The sequence below is a fragment of the Prevotella sp. HUN102 genome (genome assembly GCF_000688375.1).
GTDB lineage: Bacteria > Bacteroidota > Bacteroidia > Bacteroidales > Bacteroidaceae > Prevotella.
Genome location: NZ_JIAF01000004.1, coordinates 1,644,355 through 1,661,001 on the forward strand (window position 1 = coordinate 1,644,355; position 16,647 = coordinate 1,661,001).

Annotated in this window: 14 protein-coding genes; 11 read left to right on the top strand and 3 right to left on the bottom strand. The window is 44.7% G+C overall.

Features of this window, described 5'->3' with window-relative positions:
* Positions 1-519 precede the first annotated feature (519 nt).
* The 6 genes from P150_RS0112280 to P150_RS0112305 all read left to right on the top strand — a co-directional run bounded on the left by P150_RS0112280 (position 520) and on the right by P150_RS0112305 (position 10,429).
* On the top strand, positions 520-1,944 hold the full coding sequence (locus tag P150_RS0112280) for a CCA tRNA nucleotidyltransferase (protein ID WP_028897938.1): 1,425 nt from the start codon (positions 520-522) through the stop codon (positions 1,942-1,944).
* A 216-nt stretch (positions 1,945-2,160) separates the two neighbouring features.
* Positions 2,161-3,528 (top strand): efflux RND transporter periplasmic adaptor subunit, encoded by a 1,368-nt coding sequence (locus P150_RS0112285; protein WP_028897939.1) that lies wholly within the window; start codon positions 2,161-2,163, stop codon positions 3,526-3,528.
* Between the two features lie 23 nt (positions 3,529-3,551).
* Positions 3,552-6,815: an efflux RND transporter permease subunit gene (locus P150_RS0112290; protein ID WP_028897940.1), complete on the top strand. Its 3,264-nt coding sequence runs from the start codon at positions 3,552-3,554 to the stop codon at positions 6,813-6,815.
* Positions 6,816-6,841: 26 nt separating this feature from the next.
* Complete coding sequence (locus P150_RS0112295) at positions 6,842-8,221, top strand: TolC family protein (RefSeq protein ID WP_028897941.1); 1,380 nt, start codon at positions 6,842-6,844, stop codon at positions 8,219-8,221.
* An 85-nt stretch (positions 8,222-8,306) separates the two neighbouring features.
* The gene (lpxA, locus tag P150_RS0112300; protein ID WP_028897942.1) at positions 8,307-9,089 is read left to right on the top strand and encodes an acyl-ACP--UDP-N-acetylglucosamine O-acyltransferase; all 783 of its coding nucleotides are present in this window, start codon (positions 8,307-8,309) and stop codon (positions 9,087-9,089) included.
* 383 nt (positions 9,090-9,472) lie between these two features.
* A complete protein-coding gene (locus P150_RS0112305; RefSeq protein WP_028897943.1) occupies positions 9,473-10,429 on the top strand; it encodes an aldo/keto reductase in 957 nt (318 codons plus the stop codon).
* A gap of 531 nt (positions 10,430-10,960) precedes the next feature.
* On the opposite strand, the gene P150_RS0112310 is transcribed toward P150_RS0112305, so the two are convergent.
* Genes P150_RS0112310 through P150_RS0112320 form a run of 3 tightly spaced genes read right to left on the bottom strand, consistent with a single transcriptional unit; the run spans position 10,961 to position 12,298 of the window.
* Positions 10,961-11,389 carry a hypothetical protein gene (locus P150_RS0112310; protein ID WP_028897944.1) on the bottom strand — a complete coding sequence of 143 codons (429 nt, stop codon included), beginning with the start codon at positions 11,387-11,389 and terminating at the stop codon, positions 10,961-10,963.
* The gene (locus tag P150_RS0112315) at positions 11,386-11,880 is read right to left on the bottom strand and encodes an RNA polymerase sigma factor (RefSeq protein ID WP_369793323.1); all 495 of its coding nucleotides are present in this window, start codon (positions 11,878-11,880) and stop codon (positions 11,386-11,388) included. Before P150_RS0112315 ends, P150_RS0112310 begins: the two co-directional genes overlap by 4 nt.
* Positions 11,870-12,298 carry a DUF6249 domain-containing protein gene (locus P150_RS0112320; protein ID WP_155953008.1) on the bottom strand — a complete coding sequence of 143 codons (429 nt, stop codon included), beginning with the start codon at positions 12,296-12,298 and terminating at the stop codon, positions 11,870-11,872. The genes P150_RS0112315 and P150_RS0112320 overlap by 11 nt, the downstream gene beginning before the upstream one ends.
* 589 nt (positions 12,299-12,887) lie before the next feature.
* On the opposite strand from P150_RS0112320, the gene P150_RS17685 reads away from it, so the two are divergent.
* The 5 genes from P150_RS17685 to P150_RS0112350 all read left to right on the top strand — a co-directional run bounded on the left by P150_RS17685 (position 12,888) and on the right by P150_RS0112350 (position 16,626).
* Positions 12,888-13,076 carry a hypothetical protein gene (locus tag P150_RS17685; protein ID WP_155953009.1) on the top strand — a complete coding sequence of 63 codons (189 nt, stop codon included), beginning with the start codon at positions 12,888-12,890 and terminating at the stop codon, positions 13,074-13,076.
* A 210-nt stretch (positions 13,077-13,286) separates the two neighbouring features.
* Positions 13,287-14,006, top strand: a complete 720-nt coding sequence (locus P150_RS0112335) for an NDP-sugar synthase (protein WP_028897949.1) — start codon at positions 13,287-13,289, stop codon at positions 14,004-14,006.
* An 8-nt stretch (positions 14,007-14,014) separates the two neighbouring features.
* Positions 14,015-14,800 (top strand): hypothetical protein, encoded by a 786-nt coding sequence (locus tag P150_RS0112340; protein WP_028897950.1) that lies wholly within the window; start codon positions 14,015-14,017, stop codon positions 14,798-14,800.
* A 155-nt stretch (positions 14,801-14,955) separates the two neighbouring features.
* Positions 14,956-15,906: a CDP-alcohol phosphatidyltransferase family protein gene (locus P150_RS0112345; protein ID WP_036932377.1), complete on the top strand. Its 951-nt coding sequence runs from the start codon at positions 14,956-14,958 to the stop codon at positions 15,904-15,906.
* Between the two features lie 21 nt (positions 15,907-15,927).
* A complete protein-coding gene (locus tag P150_RS0112350) occupies positions 15,928-16,626 on the top strand; it encodes an HAD family hydrolase (protein WP_036932226.1) in 699 nt (232 codons plus the stop codon).
* Positions 16,627-16,647 lie beyond the last annotated feature (21 nt).

The window sequence follows — 16,647 nt, forward strand, 5'->3', positions numbered from 1 at the left end:
TTCGAGTAGTTTCGTAATATTTTGGTTTATAGAGAGTTGTGCGCAAGCTGCCAAAAAGTGTGCTGAAATTTATAGGGGAAAATGGGAGAATAGGATAGAAAAATTCCGATAATGACCTGTAAAGCAGTTGTATTCTTCACTATATTGCTTTCCATTCTTGCGAAGAATGCGATGCCATCATCGCAAAAGCGCAATGCCATTTTGCGAAGAATGAAAATCAAGGATTGTGAAAACGTGTTTCTTGCGTCCGAAAATGCAAGAGCATTTTCTGGTTTGCGATTTTTCAAATGTTAAATTTTGATGAATAAACTTTACAAAAAGGTTTGTTTATTGCACCTTGGATATTTGCTGAACTATCCTTTTTTGAAAAGAAATTCTATTTATGAACTGCTTTCTTTGACTTCATTTAAATCAATACTGAACTCGAGTGTTAGGGCAAAATATTGTAAAAAGCAAATGGCATTCAGCTAAAATACGGTGGAAAATGATTAACTTTGTACGTTCAAAACAGAAATTTTAATGCGAGAACTTTCAAATGCCGAACTGGCAAAGCTTTTAGACAAGGATATTTTTCATCAGATTTCAACTGCTGCCGATAAGCTCAACTTGGAGTGCTACGTGGTAGGTGGGTATGTTCGCGACCTCTTTCTCGAACGGCCTTCCAACGATATTGACGTGGTTGTGGTGGGTAGTGGCATCCGTGTGGCGAACGAACTGAAGAATATGCTCGGCAAGAAGGCGCATATATCCGTTTTCCATAATTTCGGTACGGCTCAAGTGAAATACAAAGGAATGGAAATTGAGTTTGTTGGTGCGAGAAAGGAAAGTTACAGCCGCGACAGCCGGAAACCGATAGTTGAAGACGGCACTTTGGAAGACGACCAGAACAGACGCGATTTCACTATCAATGCACTGGCAGTTTGTCTGAATGGAGAGAGATTTGGCGAACTGGTAGACCCGTTCGGTGGGGTGGACGATTTGTGGGACGGCATCATCAGCACGCCGTTGGATCCGGATATCACTTTCTCTGACGATCCGTTGCGTATGATGCGATGTGTCCGCTTTGCCACCCAGTTGAACTTTTTCATAGAAGATGAGACCTTCGATGCGCTTGGTCGCAATGCAGAGCGCATAAAGATTATAAGTGGAGAGCGAATAGCCGATGAACTGAACAAGATTATGGCTACACGCACGCCAAGCAAGGGTTTTGTTGATTTGTATCGTTGTGGACTTCTTGAGCTTATTCTGCCCGAAATGATAGCCCTCGACATTGTTGAAACCCGAAACGGAAAGGCGCATAAAAATAATTTCTACCATACTTTGGAGGTTTTGGACAATGCCGCACGTGCAACGGACAACCTGTGGCTTCGCTGGTCGGCACTTTTCCACGACATCGGCAAGCCCAAGAGTAAGCGTTGGGAGCCATCGGTAGGTTGGACTTTCCACAATCATAACATCATCGGTGCGAAGATGATTCCTACAATCTTCAAGCGTTTGAAACTTCCTATGGATGCGAAGATGAAATACGTGCGCAAGATGGTGGACCTGCACATGCGTCCGATAGCCATTGCCGACGATGAAGTGACGGATTCTGCCGTTAGAAGATTGATGAACGATGCCGGAGACGACATCGACGACCTGATGACGCTTTGCGAAGCCGACATCACAAGCAAGAATGCCGTGCGAAAGCAGCGATTTCTTGATAACTTCAAGATTGTGCGCGAAAAGCTCGAAGACTTGAAAGAACGCGACTATAAACGGTTGCTTCAGCCCTGTATTGACGGCGATGAGATTATGCAGATGTTCAATCTCAAGCCCAGTCGTGAAGTGGGTGCGCTGAAGCAGACGTTGAAAGAGGCTGTTCTGGACAATCGTGTTCCCAACGAACGCGAACCTTTGATGGCACTTCTCAAGGAGAAAGCCGCCGAGATGGGGTTGATGTAACTCAATTTTGTAATCCTATTGACTGTAATTATTGTTAAATGTGGTTGTCGTTTGCAGCTGCATATAAATAATATTGTGTAAATTTGCAGCGTGAAAACTTAGTAATATATTTTTAGTTTTCTGTATCTTGGTCTTAGTGAAGGCCGCTGAAAGATATTGTCAGGAGTATTAAAAGGTATGAATTATCCAAACAACAAAGAATATTATATAAAAGGTATGAAAAAAAGCAAGTTTTTACTGTCTGCTGCGCTTGCAGTAGTGGTATCTGTACTTACAAGTTGTGCCGGTGGTGATAGAAATTTGCCCACCAGCGACAAGTATCCTGTAATTAAGATTGGTGCAGCCAATGCACAGATGAAGACAACTTATCCTGCTACCATCAAGGGTATTCAGGACGTGGAGGTGCGTCCGAAGGTCAGTGGTTTTATCACTAAGTTATATGTCCAGGAAGGACAGGCTGTTCGTGAAGGACAAGTGCTCTTCGTTGTAGACAATGCCACCTATCAGGCTGCCGTTCGTCAGGCAGAAGCAGCCGTAAATTCGGCACAGAGTGGTGTGAATCAGGCTCGTGCAGGTGTTGCTCAGGCTTCAGCAGCACTGAATTCGGCCAATGCGCAGGCTGCAACGGCGCAATTGACCTACAATAACAGCAAGAATCTGTATGCCAACAAGGTAATCGGCGACTATGAACTTCAGACAGCCAAGAATGCTTATGAGACAACTCAGGCGGCAGTGAACCAAGCACGCAGTGGTGTAACGTCTGCTCAGGCGGCGGTTAAGCAGGCAGAGGCAGGCGTGCGTCAGGCTCAGGCTGGTCTTGCAAGTGCAAAAGAGAATCTTAGTTTCTGCTATGTGAAGAGTCCTGCAAGTGGCTTTATCGGCAGTCTTCCTTATAAAGAAGGTGCATTGGTGAGTCCGTCGTCGGTTCAGCCGGTTACTACCGTGAGCAACGTTTCTACGATGGAGGTTTACTTCTCTATGACGGAGGCAGACATTCTTGCCCTGACGCGTACAAATAGTGGTTTGAACAACGCTATCAACTCATTCCCTGCCGTAAGTCTTCAGTTGGCTGACGGCTCTACTTACAATCACGAGGGTACGATTGTAAAGACCAGTGGCATTATCGACCCTGCTACGGGTACTGTGAGTGTTATCGCCCGCTTCGCAAATCCTGAACACTTGTTGAAGAGTGGTGGTAGTGGTAAGGTTCTCATTGCAAAGAACAACAACAACGCTTTGCTGATTCCACAGGATGCAACCGTCCAAATTCAGGATAAGTTCTTTGTTTACAAGGTAGATGCAGAAAATAAGGTTCATTATACCGAAATCAAGGTGGATGCGCAGAACGACGGCAAGAACTATATCGTAACAGAAGGATTGAAACTTGGCGATAAGATTGTCTCCAAGGGACTGACGACACTTCAGGACGGTATGAAGATTACTGCATTGTCTCCTGAAGAATACGAAGCTGAACTGAAGAAAGCAGAAAGTCTCGGCGAGAAGCAGAAAACAGCAGCAGGCTTTATGGAAGCTATGACGGGCGACAAGGCCAAGAAGGAAGATGCTGAGAAGGAAGACAAGTAAAGACGTTTTAAAACACAAGATATATGACATTTACTAATTTTATAAAGCGTCCGGTGCTCTCAACCGTGGTCTCAATCTTCTTCGTGCTCTTAGGTACGATTGGATTGGTATCATTGCCTGTTGAGCAGTATCCTGATATTGCGCCGCCTACCATCTCCGTAATGACTACATATCAGGGTGCCAATGCTCAGACTGTATTGAACTCTGTGGTAACTCCATTGGAGGAAAGCATCAATGGTGTAGAGAATATGACCTACATCCAGTCTTCTGCCACAAACAGTGGTATGGCGCAGATTACTGTTTATTTCAAGCAGGGAACGGATCCGGATATGGCTGCGGTCAATGTTCAGAACCGTGTGTCGCAGGCTCAGGCCTTGCTTCCGGCCGAAGTAACACGTGTGGGTGTAACGGTATCGAAGCGTCAGTCTTCCAATGTTATAATGTATAACCTTACAACGGACGACGGAAGATATGACGATGAGTTCCTGACGAACTACAATGCCATTAATGTGGTGCCGCTGCTGAAGCGTATCAATGGTGTGGGCGATGTTCAGACGCCGGGTATGAAGACCTACTCTATGCGTATCTGGCTGAAGCCTGACAGGATGATGCAGTATGGACTTGTTCCGTCTGACATTTCTGCTGCTTTGGCTGAACAGAACATAGAGGCTGCTCCGGGTTCATTCGGCGAACAGAGTGATATGAAGTATGAATATACTATGCGCTACAAGGGGCGTTTGCAGACTAAGGAAGAGTATGGCAATATCATTATTTCGAGCAATACCAATGGTCAGACACTCCATTTGAAGGATGTTGCCGACATTGAATTGGGTGGATTGATGTATTCTGTGGCAATGAAGAGCAATAATCAGCCTGCCGTTGTGGGTATGGTTCAGCAGATTGCCGGTTCAAACGCTACTCAGATTGCAAGCGATGTGAAGAAGGCATTGGAAGGTGTGAGGAAGAATATGCCTCCCGGTATGAAGATTCAGATTACTCAGGACGTAACGGAGTTCCTCTTTGCATCTATTGAGGAAGTTATCTTTACGCTTGTCTTGACTTTGGCATTGGTGTTCTTGGTGGTATATATATTCTTGCAGGATGTCCGTTCCACTTTGATTCCGATGATTGCCGTGCCTGTTGCATTGATTGGTACGTTCTTCTTCCTTTGGATGTTCGGTTTTTCTATCAACCTGCTCACGCTGTCTGCGCTGCTGTTGGCTATTGCCATCGTGGTCGATGATGCCATTGTGGTGGTTGAGGCAGTACACGCCAAGCTCGATTTGGGCTACAAGAGTGCGATGACAGCGTCTATTGATGCGATGAACGAAATCTCTGGAGCCATCATTTCCATTACGTTGGTAATGGCATCTGTGTTCGTTCCTGTGTCGTTTATGAGTGGAACATCGGGTACTTTTTATAGAGAGTTTGGTGTAACGATGGCTATTTCCATTGTTATTTCAGCCTTGAATGCATTGACCTTGTCGCCTGCTCTTTGTGCCATCTTGCTGAAGCCGCACGCCGACGACCACGAAAACAGAAAGAAGTCTTTCGTAGATCGTTTCCACGATGCCTTTAATACACAGTTCGATAAACTGAACGAGAAGTATAAGAAAGGTGTGGAAAAGGTTATCAATCATCGTCTGATAACTGGTCTTTCGGTAGTTATTGGTATCGTTGCATTGGTAATCACAATGTCTACAACCAAGACAGGTCTTGTTCCTGACGAAGACACGGGTGTTCTTTTTGCAGCCGTAACCTTGCCGCCGGGTACTTCACAGGCTGAGTCTATGAATATGACGAACCATATTGACAAGATGCTTGCCAGCAACCCATACATTGAAACACGTGTGCAGTTGGTAGGTTACAACTTCATTGCCGGTCAGGGATCAAATCAGGCTACGTTTATTATGAAGCTGAAGCCGTTCGAGGAACGCAAATATGGTTTCTTTGACCGTGTCAAAGCCGTTTTCAGCGGTGCTGGTATCGCAGGTTTGTTCATTGACCCTACATCTTCTAATATGGTGTTGGGTATGATTTACAAGCAGACGGCAAGTTTGAAAGGTGCTCAGGTTATTGCCTTTGCTCCTCCGATGGTGCCCGGTTTTGCTATGGCAAACGGTCTTACGTTCACTATGCAGGACCAGACGGGTGGCGATTTGAATAAATTCTATCAGATTACTCAGGACTATTTGAAAGCATTGAATGAGCGTCCGGAAATCGCAACGGCGATGACTTCGTACAATCCTAACTATCCACAGTATCTCGTTGATGTTGATGTGGCTAAGACAAAGCAGGCTGGTACATCGCCGGCTGCCGTACTTTCCGTGCTCCAAGGATATTATGGAGGATTGTATGCCTCTAACTTCAATGCCTACGGAAAGCTCTATCGTGTAATGATTCAGGGTTCGGTTGAAAGCCGTATGACCGAAAGCAGCTTGAATAGTATCTATGTTCGTACTGCCGGAGGTATGGCACCGGTAAGCGAGTTCTGCACTTTGAAGCGCGTTTATGGTCCCGCTTCGGTTGAACGATTCAATCTCTTTACCTCCATCAATGTGAATGCGAGTCCGGCTGATGGTTATTCATCCGGCGATGCCATCAAGGCAGTGGAGGAAGTGGCTGCACAGAAGTTGCCGCAGGGCTACTCTTACGAGTTCTCCGGTTTGACACGTTCAGAACAAGAGTCTTCAAATTCAACGGGTATCATCTTCGCACTCTGTCTTGTGTTCGTTTATTTGATTCTGAGTGCGCAGTATGAAAGTTACATCTTGCCGTTGGCAGTAGTGCTTTCTATTCCATTCGGTTTGGCTGGAGCTTTCATTTTCACGCAGCTCTTCGGACATAACAACGACATCTATATGCAGATTTCGCTTATTATGCTCATCGGTCTGTTGGCAAAGAACGCCATCCTGATTGTGGAGTTCGCACTTGAACGTCGCCGTACAGGTATGGCCATCAAGTATGCAGCCATTCTTGGTGCCGGAGCGCGTCTTCGTCCTATCCTTATGACCTCACTTGCGATGATCGTTGGTCTGTTGCCGTTGATGTTTGCAAGTGGTGTAGGCCGTAACGGTAACCAAACATTGGGTGCTGCCGCAGTAGGTGGTATGTTGATTGGTACATTCATTCAGGTGCTCGTTGTGCCGGCTTTGTTTGCCATCTTCCAGTATCTTCAGGAAAAGTTGAGTCCGATTGAATTTGAAGACGAGGACAACAAGGAGGTTGCTAAAGAAATCGAGCCGTATGTTTCAGGCCCTGCTGACACGTACAGAATCGAGGAATAAGCGTTATTGAAATTATATCAGAAATAATGAAGAAGTTAAATATAATCATCTTAGGTTTTGCAGTACTGTCATTGACAGGCTGCAAGAGCCTTTACGGCACCTATGAACGCCCCGATGTTGTGTCGGAAGGAATTGTTCGCGACCCTGTCAATGACCAAGCTACGCTCGAAGGTGCTAATGATTTCGGTAACTTGCCTTGGCGCAGCGTCTTTACCGACCCTCATTTGCAGGCAATTATCGAGAAGGCATTGGAAAACAATCCGGATTTGCTCAATGCGGCACTCAACATTGATATTGCAGAACAACAGTTGAAGTCTGCGAAATTGTCGTTTCTTCCATCAGTAGTATTTGCTCCACAGGGAACGATTACCCATTTTGGTTCGCATACTGAAGCTACAAAATCCTATGTGTTGCCAATCGCTGCCAGTTGGGATATAGACCTTTTCGGCAAGTTGCGCAATCAGAAGAAGGCTGCACAGATGGCAATGCTCCAGATGCAAGACTACAAGGTAGCTGTTCAGACAGGCCTTATCTGCAATATTGCAAACCTCTACTACACATTGCTGATGCTCGACCGTCAGAACGAAATCGTTACCAATATGGCCGGACTCACCAAGAATACGTGGGATATGATGCAGTTGCAGATGGAATTCGGGCGTGCCCGTGCCACGAGTGTTCAGAGTGCACAGGCTGCTTACTATGGAGTTCAGACGCAAGCAACAGACATCAAACGCCAGATTCGTGAAGTGGAAAACTCATTGAGTCTTCTGATGGGCGAACCTGCCCACACGATTGCACGAGGAACATTGGCCAATCAGAGTCTTCCAACCAACTTCTCCGGTGGAGTGGGAGTGGAACTGTTGAGCAATCGTGCTGATGTTCACGCAAAGGAAATGGCACTCGCACAGTGTTTCTACAACGTTAAGACGGCGCGTGCCCAGTTCTATCCGTCTCTCAACATTTCTCCAACAGGTGGCTGGAGCAACGGCAACGGTCTGGTAAACCCTGCGAAACTCTTGTTGAGCGCAGTAGCCAGCCTTACGCAGCCTCTCTTTATGCAAGGAAAACTGAAGGCTGGACTCCGTGTTGCGGAGGATCAGTACAAGCAAGCCTACAATACTTGGCAGAACAGTGTGCTTACTGCCGGTTCGGAGGTGAGCAATGCTTTGGTGGCTTACAATGCGGCTGAGGAAAAAAGCAAGCTCTATGATCAGCAGATTGAAGTCTTGAAGACCAATGTTGAGCATACACAGATGCTTTATCGTCAGAGCTCCAGTTCCTATCTTGAAGTGATTACAGCGCAGCAGAGTCTGCTGAATGCTGAAATATCTCAGGTGCAGGATCAGTTCTCCAAGCTCCAGGCCATCGTAAACCTTTACTATGCATTGGGTGGAGGCTCCAAGTAATTAAAACAAGTGTAAACTACCAACGTTATCCCCGGTCAGCAAGTTGGGCTACTTTCCTGAAAAAGAAAGTACGGGGTGAAGCAATATGAGTAGTGAAATCAGTCCAAGAGCCGAGATTTCTCCAAAGGCAAAGATTGGAAACGGCTGCAAGATATTTCCATTCGTTTACATTGAGGACGATGTTGTCATTGGCGACAACTGTATCATCTTCCCGTTCGTAAGTATCTTGAACGGAACTCGTATGGGAAATGGCAACAAGATTCATCAAGGTGCTGTAATCGGCGCACTGCCACAGGACTTCAGTTTTGTGGGAGAAAAAAGCGAATGTATTCTCGGCGACAACAATGTCATCCGTGAAAACGTCGTTATCAATCGTGCAACTCACAGAGGTTGTCAGACCGTTCTCGGTTCAAACAATTTCCTGATGGAAGGCGCACACATAAGCCACGATACAAAAATCGGCAATAATTGCGTGTTCGGCTATGGTGTGAAAATATCCGGCGACTGCGAGATTGCCGACCACGTAATCTATTCTTCAAGTGTTATTCAGAAGGCAAAAACCCGCGTTGGTGTTGGTGCTACGATTCAGGCAAGCACCACATTCGGCCGAGATGTGCCTCCTTACATCATTGTCGGTGGTACACCGGTAGGCTATGGAGGCGTAAACTCAACTATGTGCAGCGCAATGGGCATAGACGATAAAGTGAAAAAGCACATAGCCAACGCATACCGCTTGATATTCCACGGTCAGACGTCGGTGTTCGATGCTTGCATTCAGGTAGACCAACAGGTGCCTGATTCGGAAGAGATTCGCAATATCGTGAATTTCATACGTGAAACAGAAAAAGGAATCATCAGTAAATTATAAAATTCATACCTGTAAATTTGTGATGATAGTAAGGACTGGCCGTGAGGTCAGTCCTTATTTTTTTATTTGTGTGATGAAAAGATGTCAGGAGACAAGTGAATAAGTGGACAAGGAAACAAGGAGACAAGAGAACAAGGTGGCAAGTGAATAAGTGGACAAGGAGACAAGTGAACAAGTTTACGAGTAAGTTTCTTTTATAAACTTAAAAAGTCAGATGAAAGTAAGTGTACTGTCGTCTGAAAATGAAGAAAATCGCTTGCCAACTGTCTGACTTGTATCCTTGTCTATTCATCCGAGAATCCGAATTATCATAGCCAATCCTTTCCTTTCTTCGTTCTTTTTCATTATATTTGCATATCAATATATACAAAAACAACAAGACTATGGAATTAAAAGGACATTATTTAGCTGATGCAAACCGCTATCAGAGGAGTAAGGATATATTTCAGAGATGTGGAAAGAGTGGGGTGCTGCTGCCCAAACTGTCGCTCGGTTTCTGGCACAATTTCGGAAGCGTAGACCCATACGAGCGCAGCCGTGCCATCACACACTATGCTTTCGACAACGGCGTAACGCACTTCGATTTGGCAAACAACTACGGATCGGTCTATGGCTCGGCAGAGGAAACTTTCGGACGCCTGATGGATGATGATTTCGCACCTTATCGCGACGAGCTGTTTATCTCCACCAAGGCCGGATATGATATGTGGGAAGGGCCATACGGCGAGTGGGGTTCGCGCAAGTATCTGTTTGCCAGCCTCAACCAGAGCCTCAAGCGAATGCACTTGGACTATGTAGACCTGTTCTACAGCCATCGTTTCGACCCCAACACGCCTGTTGAGGAAACTTGTCAGGCTATGGTAGACATCGTTCGGCAAGGCAAGGCACTTTATCTCGGTATCAGCAACTGGCCATTAGAACCTTTAAAGCAGGCCTTTGAATATCTGAAAGCCCACGATGCACCACTCCTTATCTATCAGGGAAAACTGAGTATGATAAACCGTACACCAATTGATGAAGGCATTCTGAACTTCTGTGCCGATAATGGAATTGGTTTTATCGCCTTTTCTCCACTCGGGCAAGGTCTATTAACCGACCGTTATAAGAACGGAATACCCGAAGACAGTCGTATGGCAAAGGGTAAATTCCTCCGAAAGGAAATGCTGACAGACGAACTTTCCGCTCGACTCAAGCAATGGGGAGCGGAAGCTGAGGTGGCAAACCGTTCTTTGGCAGAGCACGCTCTTCGCTGGGTTCTGGAGCAGCGTGGGATTACTTCCGTGCTTGTTGGCGCAAGCAGCGTGGAGCAACTCGCCACCAACCTGAAATGTATGTTTTAAAAGAAGATTCTGTTTCAAAAGAACACTTGAGTTCGGGATAAGTCCCGAACTCGGGAAAACAGACACACGCAGCCGGATGCCAACCTCAAAGAATCCTTTATTACAAAAGCAAAAGCGCAGGACTGCCGTCCTACGCTTTGTTATTCTCAGTAAGGCTGAACCTTACCTTATGCTTGATTTTGTGGGTTTCGCCTCACGGCGTTCCCCATTCAATCTTGCATCTTTTTGTTATCCTTACTTGAATCAATCTTAATAACCTTACAACTAATCCTTTGTTCCTGAACAATCTCTTTTGTTCTACCTTAAAATTAAAATAACTAAAAACCTAAATCTATTACTATTAACCTAAACAATCTATTAACCTTTTGTCTTTTGACAATGCAAAGGTAGAAATGTTTTGGCGACTAACAATATTTCTGCAAGTTTTTCTATGCAAAAGTGTCTTTTTCTTGATGTAAATCAAACGCCTGTGTGCGAGCACATCAGGCGGTTATGCTTTAATTGACTTTGGTCAGTCGGCAGTCCTTTCTGTTAATCGACTTTTTCTCCCGACCCGTTCATCGTTTTCTGAATCTTGATTTCCTGTGTTCGGACCATAAACCATCCCACCGTCTTCAGCGTGGCAATGCCCATAAACAGAGAGATAGCCGTAAGCGTAACGAACCTGCTGTTCTCATTGAGCAGCGTAAAAAGCGGCAGATTGATGTTGAACGTGAACAACGGCACGTTTGTGGGCATAGTGAGAATGAGGAAGAATCCAATACATCCGAACACCAGACCGACAACGAATGCCACCAGTACGGCCATCCGATACCTCTGGATGCGTGCCTCGCTATACTTTCTGACCAGTTCTATGTCGTCCAGTCGCTTGTTCAGCGCAGCCATATATGCTTCGTTGCTCCCCAAGTCGGGCTTGTAGTCAGCAAAAAGCTCGTCCAAAGAAAAATCCTGTTCTTTCATCTGATAATCTGTTTTAAATGTTCGCGTCCGCGCGATAGCTGCTTCTTCACGGCATCCTCCGAGTTTTCCACAATTTGCGCAATCTCCTTGATGGAGTATCCCTTGAGATGGAATAGAAGAATAGCCGTTCGCTCCTTTTCGGGCAGTTTGTTCAGTGCCGCATATAGCTCCTGATACTTGTAGGAATCATCGGCGGCATTCGGCGCAACTGCATTCACAGCCTCGTTGAGTTGCGATAGCTTCCTCGATTTCTTCCTCGAATCCAGAAAAGTGTTGTAGGCAATCCGGTAGAGCCACGCCGTGAACTTCTGCTGCTCATCGTAATTCTCTGCGGCGAGATAGGCCTTTACCAGTGCTTCCTGTGCAATATCTTCGGCATCGGGTCTGTTTCCGCAGCACAAGGCAAGCAGAAACCTGCGTAGAGACTCCTGCTCGCTTGATACAAGTTCTATGAATCGCTTTCTGTTCACGATAGCAATGTTATCCTTCAACAATCTCCTGCTCCTTGTTCAACAGGAGCTTCTTACCAGTATAATAACTACACAAACTTGCTATTCCGTAGGCAAGAGCGAAAATCCCTGCTGTTCCTAATATCATCGTGCTGTCGTTCATTCCTTCAAATTCAAAATAGTGCAGCACGGCTATTGCGATTGCACCGATACCGACGGTGGTGGAAGCGCAGCCGTTGAAGAGTTTTCCGATAACCTTTTCCTCAGTAGACTTTGCTGAACCGAGTAGCTTGAGGAATTTTTCTATGTCTGCTTCGGCATCTTTTTCCAAAGCCTTCATAATGAGATTAGTTCTTTCCTTAGTTTCGTTAGTCTTGTGCTTGAACACAATCCATACTATCCATACCGGCATAACCACGCATATACTGATAGCCATTAAAAGTTGATCGATGTTGTGCATAATTTTTATTTTTTATTAGTTTAACTTCATTTCTGAACCAGTTCACTTATATAACGAATCTGAGATGCAAAAAGTGACATCGCAATCTCACTTTTTCAGAAAATGTGATAGAATTGTATGAAAATACATTTTCATACTTTTCTTAACGTTTATAACTGTTTGGTAATCAGTAGTTTTGTTGCTTTGTTGCAATCTTGCGAAAAATGCACTGCAATCTTCGCAAAAACGCATTGCAATCTTGCGAAGAATGGATTGCAATCTTCGCACGTTTATAAAATGTATATCTTTATCTGCTGGCATTGCTATTATTTTGATGGAGCAATTCTGTTAGTTTGACATTTGGTATAGTTTGAAATTTAGCATCCATAAAATCTTGATATAAATCAATAGGATACTTATTCTTGTAAAGTTTTAGCTATATTTTTTTCTGAAAATTTCGAGAAACACTATATTTGCAATTATATATAATAATGTGTGTATAATTCTGATATGAATTTTTAGACTGAAGAAATCAGAAGCAAAGCACATTGAAATAAATAGACTGATAGGATAAACAGAGTCACTTATTAGATAATTAAACTTGGAGAAAATGGAAAAGAAACCGTATGAAGCACCAGTTTTGGTGGTAGCTATGTGCCAGTTGTATAGCCTTTTAGCATCTGCTTCTCAGCAGACATCAAGCGTTACCAGAACAAATGTAAAGCCTACGACGAAGAAATTTTTAGGTATAACAGAGAGAGGAATAACAGATTTCTCGGCAGAGAAGTGGGTGGACTGATAAAAATCTATTGTTATCTGCATTATGTTTGCTGCCTTGTCAATTATTATCTTGTAGTCCCTTGTCTGCATCCTCGCTTCTTGCCCTCTTGAATAAATAAAACCTAAAAAATAGAATACGTCTTTAAGATTTCAGCAAATATTATGTATCTTTGCAGAATACCGTATTTGAATTTACAGATACAAATATGTAAAAACAGATTGTGCAAAGATGAAGTATGCAATAATTGCTGCCGGCGAGGGTTCGAGACTGATGCAGGAAGGAGTGAAAGCTCCGAAACCTTTGGTTGCTGTCAATGGGGAAAGGCTCATTGACAGGCTCATCAGGATATTTGTGCAGAACGACGCAAGCGAGATTATCGTTATCTGCAACGGGCAGATGACGGACGTGCATTGCCATCTTGAAGCATTGAAGCGTGAAGGACTGAACGGAAAGCAGATTCCATTGCGCTATATCGTGAAATCAACCCCGAGTTCGATGCACAGTTTCTACGAATTGAGCAGATATATAGGCGAAGAACCGTTCGTACTAACTACCGTTGATACTATTTTTCGTGAAGAAGAATTTACGGAATACGTGAAAGCATTTCGGGAAAATGCCGAGACTGACGCCTTTATGGGGGTTACAGATTATATCGACGACGAAAAACCATTGTATGTTGGGGTGGAAGACAGCCTGAACATCAGTGGTTTTTTTGATACGAATGAGTCTGGTTGTCAGTACATTTCCGGAGGAATCTATGGCTTGCGTGCAGAAACAATCCGAACGCTGAACGACTGTATCGAGCGAGGCGAAAGCCGTATGCGCAACTTTCAGCGTGCATTGCTAGCCGATGGTTGGCAAGTAAAGGCATATCCTTTCTCTAAAATACTGGATATCGACCACGCTGAGGACATTGAGAAGGCGGAAACATTTGTCAAGGAGAAATAATCGGACCTATGAAAGTAATCGGCATTCAACGCGCTTCCTGTTTTTCTCCAAACTCTGTGGAGAAGGATAGGGAGATATTGGATGCGGTGGTGGGAAGATTTGGTGGAACGATCGTGTCCGAATCTGACTTGAGAAGTGAGGATCTGAACGCTGCCGACATCATTTTCAATATGGGCAGACTGCCTGAAACGGTGGCTCTGCTGAAGAGGAAAGAATTTGAAGGCACGCTGATATTAAATTCCGGAACAGGAGTTGAACGATGCAGGCGCAGCAATTTGGTCAGGTTGATGAGGGAAAATCATATCCCTCAACCTCCGTTGTTTGGAACAGACGGCTATTGGATAAAGCGTGGCGATGCATCGGCACAGAAAAAAGAAGATGTGCGCTACTGCAAGAGCGACGAAGAACTTGCGATGGCAAGAATGGATTTCGCTGAACGTGGAATAAAAGACATTGTGGTACAGGCTCATATAAAGGGCGACCTTGTGAAATTCTATGGCGTTGAAGGCACAGGATTCTTTCGGACGCTTTATCCCGGTGATGACGGCGAGTCGAAATTCGGCGACGAAGCCATCAATGGTAAGCCCCATCGCATTTTCTATGAGAAGCAGAACTTGCAGGCCAGTTCTGAATTGTTGGCTCGAATGGCCGAAACGCCGATTTATGGTGGCGATGCCATCATCAATTCGGAAGGCGACTTCTTCATTATCGATTTCAATGATTGGCCGAGTTTCTCACGCTGTAAGGAGGAAGCAGCCGAGGCAATCATATTTAAAGTGAGAATGCTGCAATAAAATAGCATAATTCACGATATATTTATATAAGCTAACAATAAAATAAAGAAAGGAAGGATAGAGAAGAGACGGAATTGAAATGGTAAATGTCCGCTCGAATATGGCGATTTTTTCAGATAATGTCCATACTCTTAACCTTCTTGTTTCATATACGGATGTTGGAAAATAAAAGTTTTAAAGAATTGCTGCGGGCATCCTTCAAGTCGGAAGATACGGAGGAGTGGCTCGACGTATATTTCACAAGACCGATAGGACTGGCCTTTGCTCTGATGTGGCACAAGTTGGGTGTATCGCCCAACAGCATTACCATATTGTCCATATTCTTGGGAATTGGGGCAGGGTATATGTTTTATTTTCAGGATATTTGGCACAACATAGCAGGTGTACTTCTGTTGATGTTTGCCAATTTCTGCGATTCAACAGACGGACAACTGGCACGTCTTACCAATCAACGCTCTATGAAAGGGCGTTGTCTGGACGGATTTGCAGGGGATGCGTGGTTTGTTGCCATCTATTTGGCCATCATCCTCCGCATTTGGTATCAGCCAATGCCCGGTACCGGCGAGGTTTGGGGCTTTTGGAGCTTGGCACTTGCAGCAGTTGCAGGTATCGTGAGCCACGCACCGCAAAGTTCATTGAGCGATTACTATCGTCAGATACACCTGTATTTTCTTTTGGGAAAAGAAGGCTCAGAGTTGGATTCTTACGAAGCAGAGCACACTATTGTTGAAAGTTTGAAAGGAAAGAAGGGTGTTTTCTGGGACCGAGCGTTCCATTCCAACTATCAGGGATACTGCAAGGGACAGGAAAAACGCACACCTGAATTTCAGAAACTTCACAAAGCCTTGAAGGAGCGATACGGAAGTGTAGAGAGGATTCCACAAGAATGGAAGGAGGAATTTCTGAAAGGAAGCCGTCCGTTGATGCCGTTCACTAACTTCCTTACGTTCAACTCGCGCGCAATACTTATTTATATAACTTGTTTGCTGAATTGTCCTTGGGTGTATTTGTTGGTGGAAATCATTTTCTACAACGTGCTCTATGTGTATATGCACAAGCGACACGAAGATTTGTGCAAGGAAATGTTGGCAAAGTTAAACGAATAATGAGGTATAATCCATAAAACTATGGACATAAAAGGATATATTTTCGACTACGGTGGTACGCTCGATACTGCCGGATGTCATTGGGGGAAAATGATTTGGCACGCTTACGAGCGTCATAATATCCCCGTAACTGAAGATATGTTTCGTGAAGCCTATGTGTATGCCGAACGGACATTGGGCAGAAAGCCTGTTATTCAGCCTGACTACAATTTCCATAAAACCTTGGAAATGAAACTCCGGATAGAGTTCGATTATCTTGTGGAGAAAGGATATATTACAGAAACCGGATTCTCATTGGCAAGTAAACGCAGCGCAGTACTCGAAGACTTGTATGCCGCTGTAAAGGAAACAACAGGTAAGAGCAGGGAAATCCTTCTGAAGCTGAAAGAGAAATATCCTTTAGTGCTTGTCAGCAATTTCTATGGAAACATTTCCGTTGTGCTCGAAGAATTTGGTTTGGATGGCATTTTCGGAAAAATTATTGAGAGCGCAGCCGTAGATGTGCGCAAGCCCGACCCACGAATCTTTCAGATGGGAGTGGATGCTGTCGGACTGAAAGCCGACGAGGTAATGGTAGTTGGCGACAGCTATAAGAAAGATATAGTTCCTGCTCACAGTATCGGCTGCCAAACAGTATGGCTGAAAGGCGAAGGATGGGTAGAGGAAAACTATCCTGATTGCGTTGCCGACAGAATCATTGCAAGCCTAAAGGAACTGTGATTGAAGATGATTAATGGAGGT

Bases quoted from the DNA above. Each gene is read 5' to 3' on its own strand.
- P150_RS0112285 (WP_028897939.1), top strand. From the start codon at position 2,161: ATGAAAAAAAGCAAGTTTTTACTGTCTGCTGCGCTTGCAGTAGTGGTA.
- P150_RS0112305 (WP_028897943.1), top strand. From the start codon at position 9,473: ATGGAATTAAAAGGACATTATTTAGCTGATGCAAACCGCTATCAGAGG.
- P150_RS0112350 (WP_036932226.1), top strand. From the start codon at position 15,928: ATGGACATAAAAGGATATATTTTCGACTACGGTGGTACGCTCGATACT.
- lpxA (WP_028897942.1), top strand. From the start codon at position 8,307: ATGAGTAGTGAAATCAGTCCAAGAGCCGAGATTTCTCCAAAGGCAAAG.
- P150_RS0112295 (WP_028897941.1), top strand. From the start codon at position 6,842: ATGAAGAAGTTAAATATAATCATCTTAGGTTTTGCAGTACTGTCATTG.
- P150_RS0112290 (WP_028897940.1), top strand. From the start codon at position 3,552: ATGACATTTACTAATTTTATAAAGCGTCCGGTGCTCTCAACCGTGGTC.
- P150_RS0112320 (WP_155953008.1), bottom strand. From the start codon at position 12,298: ATGCACAACATCGATCAACTTTTAATGGCTATCAGTATATGCGTGGTT.
- P150_RS0112310 (WP_028897944.1), bottom strand. From the start codon at position 11,389: ATGAAAGAACAGGATTTTTCTTTGGACGAGCTTTTTGCTGACTACAAG.
- P150_RS0112345 (WP_036932377.1), top strand. From the start codon at position 14,956: ATGTTGGAAAATAAAAGTTTTAAAGAATTGCTGCGGGCATCCTTCAAG.
- P150_RS17685 (WP_155953009.1), top strand. From the start codon at position 12,888: ATGGAAAAGAAACCGTATGAAGCACCAGTTTTGGTGGTAGCTATGTGC.
- P150_RS0112335 (WP_028897949.1), top strand. From the start codon at position 13,287: ATGAAGTATGCAATAATTGCTGCCGGCGAGGGTTCGAGACTGATGCAG.
- P150_RS0112340 (WP_028897950.1), top strand. From the start codon at position 14,015: ATGAAAGTAATCGGCATTCAACGCGCTTCCTGTTTTTCTCCAAACTCT.
- P150_RS0112280 (WP_028897938.1), top strand. From the start codon at position 520: ATGCGAGAACTTTCAAATGCCGAACTGGCAAAGCTTTTAGACAAGGAT.